The following is a 3110-nucleotide window of genomic DNA, read 5'->3' on the forward strand; positions in this document are numbered from 1 at the left end:
GCGGCCGGGGCGGGGGGGGGGGGGGGGCGGGGGGGGGCGGCGCCGCGCGTGGGCGCGGGGGGGGGCGCGGCCCGCCGCCGCGGGGTTGGTGACGGCGCTTGCGGAACATCCCGTCCGGCGCATCCGCAGCGGGCTGACGGCGGTGGCCGCCGATGCGGTGCGCGTGGTGGCGGATGCGCCGGAGAAGGCGCGGCGCGGCCTCGGCGCGCGCAAGCGGGCGCGCGCGGCGGGCGGCATCGCCGCCGAGATCGCCGATGCGCTGCGCGAGGCGCGGCGCGAGGCGCGGCTGATCTCGCCCTATTTCGTGCCGGGCCGCGCCGGGATGACGCTGCTGCTCGATCTCGTCGCGCGCGGCGTGCAGGTCAGCGTGGTGACCAATTCCCTCGCTGCGACCGATGTGGTCGCGGTGCATGGCGGCTACATGAAGTATCGCCGCCCGCTGCTGCGCGCGGGTGTCAGCATCCACGAGCTGAAGCCCGATGGAGACCAGGAACGGGCGACCCTGCTGGGTTCGCGCGGCGGCGCGGCGCTGCACACCAAGGCGCTGGTGGTGGACGGCATGCGCGCCTTCGTCGGCAGCTTCAACCTCGATCACCGCTCTGCCGCGCTGAACACGGAGATGGGCGTCTTCGTGCAGAACCCCGCCGTCGCCCGCGCCGTGGCGGAGGAGCAGGAGCGGCTGACCGATCCGGCGATCAGCTGGAAGCTCTCCCTGGACGGCAGCCGCCTGGTCTGGCGGGACGACCATGCGGGCGCGCCGCGCGAGCAGCATGCGGAGCCGGGCGCGTCCTGGCGCCGCACCGCGGTCGCCTGGCTGGCGCGCGTTCTGCCCGTGGAGGAACAGCTGTAGGCCGATGGCGCGGTGGGGCGTGCCGCGTTTCAGTCCGCGCCGCGGCCGCGCAACAGCGCGAAACAACGGAAACGGACGCCGGGACACCGCCCGGCCTAGCCTGCCGCCGGGGACACGATCGGACAGGAGGCCGCGATGCCGGGCAGCTGGGACGACCTGAAGGTCCTTCTCGCCATCAGCCGTGCCGGCACCCTCACGGGCGGCGCCGCATTGCTGAACATCGACCAGTCCACGGCGGGCCGCCGCCTGGCCGCGCTCGAGGCCGAGCTCGGCGCCATCCTCTTCATCCGCTCGAAGCTCGGCTTCACGCCGACCGAAGCGGGGCAGGCGGCGATCGCGCGCGCCTTGGAGGTCGAGGCGCGGACGCTGCGCCTGGCCGAGGAGGTCGCCGCCGCCGGCCGCGGGCCGAGCGGGCTGGTGCGCATCATCGGCAATCCCTGGACCATGGTGCGGCTGGTGGAGACCTCCCTGCCGGCGCTTCTGGCGCGCCACCCGGAGCTCGACATCCGCACCATCGGCGGCGCGCTGCGCCGCAGCCTGGCACGCGGCGAGGCGGCGATCGCGCTGTGGTTCGAGATGCCGCCCGACCACACCGAATTCGCCATCCGCCTCGGCGAGGTGCCCTACGCCATCTACAAGCCGCGCGGCGGCGATGCGGCGAAGCTCGGCTGGGCCGCCTTCTGGGACGACGAGGCGCCACGCCGCGCGCCGACCCGCTGGACCGAGCGCGCCCGCGGCGCGGAGGAGCGCCTGGTGCTGACCGCGACGGATTCCAGCGTGATCCTGGCCGGCATCCGCGGCGGGCTCGCGAAGGGATTGCTGCCGATGTGTCTGGCCGAGGGCGACCCGCGGATCGAGCGCGTCAATCCCGGCCCGCCGGAGCTGACCCGCGTGCTGCATCTGCACGCGCATCCCGACACCATCCAGATGGCGCGCATCCAGGCCACGATCGCTTGGCTGCGCGAGAGCTTCGCGCGCGCCTTCACGCCGGAAGCGGCGCCGCCGCCGCTGGTGCTCGCGGCATGAGCGCGCTCGCGGAGGAGGAGCTCGACCTCGTCCGCGGCAGTTTCCGTGCGCTCGCCGCGCTGGGCGAGGACGGCGCGGCGACCTTCTACGACCGGCTCTTCGCCATCGCGCCCGGCCTGCGCGCGCTGTTCCCCGAGGATGTCGGGCCGCAATGCACCAAGCTGATGAGCATGCTCGGCGTGATCGTGGCGCAGCTGCACGACCATGCCGCGCTGCAGCCGCTGCTGGCGGATGTGGCCCGCCGGCATGTCGGCTACGGCGCGCGGCCGGAGCATTACGGCCTGGTGGGCGAGGCGCTGCTCTGGACGCTCGGCCACCGGCTCGGCGCCGCGTTCACGCCGTCGCATGCGGCGGCATGGCGGCGCGCCTATACGGCGCTGTCGGCGACGATGCTGGAGGCCGTGGCGCCGGCCGGCGATGCGGCGCAACGCCAGCGTCTCAGCGCATGATCAGGATGTAGTGCACCGTCAGCTCGATGGTGACGCCGTTCGGGTCGGCCGGCGGCGGGAAGGCCGGCAGCGTCGCGCCCGAGAAGGGGAAGGTCGTCCCGGTGTTCAGCGAGGGCGAGGTCGATGGCCCCACCAGCCGGACGTCGCGCACCCGCCCGTCCGGCTCCGCGGTGATCAGCACCCGCACCCGGCCGCTCTCGCGGTTCTCGATGGCGCGGCGGGGATAGTGGATGTTCTGGTCGAGCCACGCCCGGAACGCGGCGCGCCAATCGGCGCCGACCTGCGCGCCGGTGACGCGGACCGAAGGGTCGGTGGTCGCCCGCCCCTCCGACAGCCGCGGGTCCACCCGCAGGTCCATCCCTTGCGAGTCGCGCCGCCCCGCGGGCGGCGAGGGCTGCGACGGCTGCGCCGGCCGCCCGAGCTGCAGCCCGCCCGGCATCCACACCGAGCCACGCGGGAAGGCCGGCGCGGCCTCGCCCGGCGGCTCCGGGCGCGCCGGCGGCGGGGCCGGGGCCGGCGGCGGCCGGGCCTGCGGCGCAGGCGGCGCGGGTGGTGCAGGCGGCACGGGCAGGGCGGCGATGGGCGGTGGCGGGGCGGGTGGCGGGGGCTCCGGCAGGGCTTCGGGCGCGGGCGGCCGTTCGCGCGGCTGCGGCGCGGGGGGCACGGCGGTGGGCGGTGCCGGCGCGGCCAGTCGGGGCGCGGGCGGCCGTGGGGCGGCGGGGGCGTCGGGCGGCGCCGCCGGCCGCGGCGCCCGGGCGGGGAGCGCGGGCGGGCGCCGGCCCGGC

4 protein-coding genes are annotated in these 3110 nt (G+C 76.6%); 3 read left to right on the top strand and 1 reads right to left on the bottom strand.

Annotated elements, in window-relative coordinates; all coding sequences use genetic code 11:
- The 3 genes from AC1MIR_RS10330 to AC1MIR_RS10340 form a co-directional block, all read left to right on the top strand.
- The coding region (locus AC1MIR_RS10330; RefSeq protein WP_480028081.1) for a phospholipase D-like domain-containing protein at positions 1-850 on the top strand (850 nt) is incomplete at its 5' end.
- Positions 851-985: 135 nt separating this feature from the next.
- Positions 986-1876 carry a LysR family transcriptional regulator gene (locus AC1MIR_RS10335; protein ID WP_480028082.1) on the top strand — a complete coding sequence of 297 codons (891 nt, stop codon included), beginning with the start codon at positions 986-988 and terminating at the stop codon, positions 1874-1876.
- Positions 1873-2325, top strand: a complete 453-nt coding sequence (locus AC1MIR_RS10340) for a globin domain-containing protein (protein WP_480028083.1) — start codon at positions 1873-1875, stop codon at positions 2323-2325. Before AC1MIR_RS10335 ends, AC1MIR_RS10340 begins: the two co-directional genes overlap by 4 nt.
- On the opposite strand, the gene AC1MIR_RS10345 is transcribed toward AC1MIR_RS10340, so the two are convergent.
- On the bottom strand, positions 2315-2671 hold the full coding sequence (locus AC1MIR_RS10345) for a TonB family protein (RefSeq protein ID WP_480028084.1): 357 nt from the start codon (positions 2669-2671) through the stop codon (positions 2315-2317). The genes AC1MIR_RS10340 and AC1MIR_RS10345 overlap by 11 nt on opposite strands.
- Positions 2672-3110 lie beyond the last annotated feature (439 nt).

The sequence above is a fragment of the Falsiroseomonas sp. RANM36 genome (assembly GCF_056682175.1).

Coding starts and splice junctions, on each gene's coding strand:
- AC1MIR_RS10335 (WP_480028082.1), top strand. CDS start 986: ATGCCGGGCAGCTGGGACGACCTGAAGGTCCTTCTCGCCATCAGCCGT.
- AC1MIR_RS10340 (WP_480028083.1), top strand. CDS start 1,873: ATGAGCGCGCTCGCGGAGGAGGAGCTCGACCTCGTCCGCGGCAGTTTC.